This window comes from Verrucomicrobiota bacterium (assembly GCA_027622555.1).
Lineage (GTDB): Bacteria > Verrucomicrobiota > Verrucomicrobiia > Opitutales > UBA2995 > UBA2995.
The window spans coordinates 1-3,131 of sequence record JAQBYJ010000231.1 but is presented as its reverse complement, the minus strand read 5'-3'; the positions used below and the strand labels follow the sequence as shown (position 1 = coordinate 3,131).

The window sequence follows — 3,131 nt, the reverse complement described above, 5'->3', positions numbered from 1 at the left end:
GTATGTTGCGGCACACTTTCAAGCCTTAATACTGGTTTTCCAAAACTTTATCATGCGCATTTTACGGACAACCAGCGGCTTTTCGAACAGGGTCTGGCTAGCCGAATTATTGTCTTCGACTTTCCCTGTTATGCATTCTAGTTTTCAGTTTATGAAATCCTTTCTCTTACTTTCTTTGTTGATTGCCTGCGTGGCCTGTAAGCCTGCTTCCCAAATCGACCGGCTTGTTATTGCCGCAGAATCGGGCAAGCTTGCTATAGCCGAAGCGGATGGAACCCTTCTCTGGGAGCATCCCATTACGCAGGTTCATGACCTTCAGTTGCTGGAGAATGGCAACCTCTTGGTAAATAATACCTGGACGAAAGTTATGGAGCTGGATCTCGCTGGAAATACCGTTTGGGAATACGACAGCAGTAAGACTGAAGGTTACAATGGTCAGAAAATTGAGATCCATGCCTTTCAGAGACTTGCGAATGGAAACACCATGATCGCTGAAAGCGGGATCAGCCGAATTGTGGAGGTTGATTCTCAAGGAAAATTGGTTTCCCAGATTCCCCTTCAGGTAAGAACCCCACATGCACACACGGATACTCGTCTGGTTCGTAAACTCGAGAACGGCGATTACCTGGTAAGCCATGAAGGAGAACAGCGCGTGGCTCGATACACTTCTTCAGGCAAAGTCGTGTGGAACTTTGACGTACCTTTGTTTGGTAAAGAGCCTGCCAAGGGGCATGGTCCAGAAGCCTACGGTGCCAAAACATTTAGCGCCATAGTTTTGAAGAATGGCAATCACCTCATCTCGACAGGAAACGGCCATGGTGTACTCGAAGTAACTCCAGATAAAGACATCGTCTGGCGTCTCTCCCAAAACGACATCCCCGGCGTAACGCTTGCCTGGGTAACCACCCTTCAAGAACTCTCCAACGGGAACTTCGTCCTCGGTAACTGCCACGCCGGTCCGGACAATCCTCAGATCATCGAAATCAACCGCGCCAAAGAACTTGTCTGGAGCTGGAAGAATGTCACCGATTTTCAAAAAAATGCGCTTTCCAATAGTTTGGTTGTGGAAGGTGAGCAGGCACGCAGTTTGAAATCGAGACTCAAAGCCCTTTAGCTTTCTATGGCTGTAATAAGGTTTCGAGATCGGGGATGTTATCTGTATATCGGATTCTGAAAAAAAGAGTTCTCCCTTCTTCTGGGTACTTCACCACGTCGCATAATGTGATTTCAGCGTTCTCTGGAGCTGGATAAGGCGTCCCTAAAATTTGGGAAGCATTCCTCCACTCCTTGGTAAGGTCGGTTGTATATTCTATGATAAACGAGTCTACCAATTCTTCAGGAAATTTTGGATGCCAGATTGTGGTTCTTGATTCTTTGTTATCGGGTCGAACACCCAGTAGCACGACTGGTTCAACAGGATTTTCATCCAAGAGAAAGCTTAGATAATTGTTGATTCCGTCTTTGTTGGTATCTTCTTCAAGGCTTATTATCTGATTATTGAGGTGACCTAATTGGTTAAATTTATGAAGCCATGCCACATAAGGATTTTTCGGAAGGTTTGGGATGAATTGTAGATTTGAGAATCTTAGATTATCTTGGTTAGTCGAATATCCTTCCGGCCTAGATCCTGCCTCCTTAAACGCCCAAGAAATTTCATCCTGAGGGCCATCTACCAAAATGTATCCTCGACTACTTATGTCCGTGCCCGATAGTGAGGTAATAGTTCCACCGTTATGACGAACGTCCAAAAAGACATTGTGTGGCGTTTGAAGTGAAAATTCAATGATCCCCTCTCCCGGAGGATTTAACTTCAGGTGGTCGGAATATCGACTTGGAATGCTAAGTAACTTTTTTTGTATGTTGCCAGGGAATGTCGGCTCCCACTCCGTTTTTCCTGCATGGTGTATTTGAATATCGAACCAGTTTTCTGGATGCCAAATCTTTGCTAATACCTCAACGTGGTCGTTAACCGGAAATGTAATAGTCTGCTCATCGATTGTTGCGGATTCAGGAATGCCCGACCATTCCACCTTATTCATTGGAATTTCCGGCGGCAGTTTGATGGTTAGCTCAGTTCCTTCTTTGTAGATTCCTAGGAGCGGAGCCTCTTCGAAAATAAAGCCCAAGGCGTGAACAGAAACTAAAAACCCCGGTATAATTTCTCCCCCTCTTCCGAGCCTTGTGGCTATGAGGGAATGTTCGCCAGCAGGAATTGCTAAGTTCATCCATCCATCTGGAGATATTCTGGAAAAATGGTTCGGATTTCTATAAGAAACACCGTCGAGTGAAGATATGGACCAATGGGCGGTTTGATTGTTGTCCCAACGAAAGACAGCAGGACCACTTGGTATAGATTCTACCCATGGATAGGGAGCGTCATGCTCGGTAACGATTTCGATTAATGATGTGTAATTGTCGGAAGGAGTAGTGCCTTCAAATGTTGCAGCGGTTAGGTTGATTCCTATTCCATTTCCTGTCCAACGAAGACCGTAGGCATCAAATTCAACAGCTTCCCTTTGGAAAATGGGAACAAAGTTCAGCTGGTCTGTCGCAACATAATTGAAGGCTTGTGGCATTCCTTCGTAGGGCGCTTGCCAACCAACAAAAGACCAGCCGGGGTTAGGGGCCGCCAAAACATAAACTGTCGTTCCAACATCCAGGGTGCCATTTGGCCCTACCTCTACTCGGCCACCCTCAAATATTTTAGGGAATCCTACCAATATCCCGGGTTCGAAAACTAACTCCTCTAAACTGGCTGTGCCTGGCTGACCACTATGACGAAATGATAGTAAATGGGTACCCACTGAAATCAGAATCGTTTCTTTGTTTGGATCAAGGATAGGAACCGCATCCAGAAGTATTTCCCGACTCTGTGGGTTGGTTGAGGTTTTATCAAATTCGAAGGTTACCTTTCCTGGTCCCTCGACCGCTAGATCTAGTGTAGTGCGGCGTAAATATTATAACATAAAGATTGATATCCCCTTTGGCACTGGTTTAGGCTTTGGTTCATGAAAGTCGCCCCTGTGGTTAAGCTTACCTCCGACCAAAAAGCCCTGCTAAGCAAGGTTGCCAAGGGCACCTCGGTCTCCGTCCGATTTTGCCAGAGGGCGAAAATTATCCTCCTGGCTGCA

General features: G+C 46.0%; 2 protein-coding genes. One reads left to right on the top strand and one right to left on the bottom strand.

Translation table 11 applies throughout. From position 1 onward, the window contains the following. Positions 1 to 151 precede the first annotated feature (151 nt). The gene (locus O3C43_25060) at positions 152 to 1,114 is read left to right on the top strand and encodes a PQQ-binding-like beta-propeller repeat protein (GenBank protein ID MDA1069760.1); all 963 of its coding nucleotides are present in this window, start codon (positions 152 to 154) and stop codon (positions 1,112 to 1,114) included. Positions 1,115 to 1,118: 4 nt separating this feature from the next. Here the strand turns inward: O3C43_25060 and O3C43_25055 are convergent, their stop codons facing one another. Further along, a complete protein-coding gene (locus O3C43_25055; protein MDA1069759.1) occupies positions 1,119 to 2,804 on the bottom strand; it encodes a hypothetical protein in 1,686 nt (561 codons plus the stop codon). Between the last annotated feature and the right edge of the window lie 327 nt (positions 2,805 to 3,131).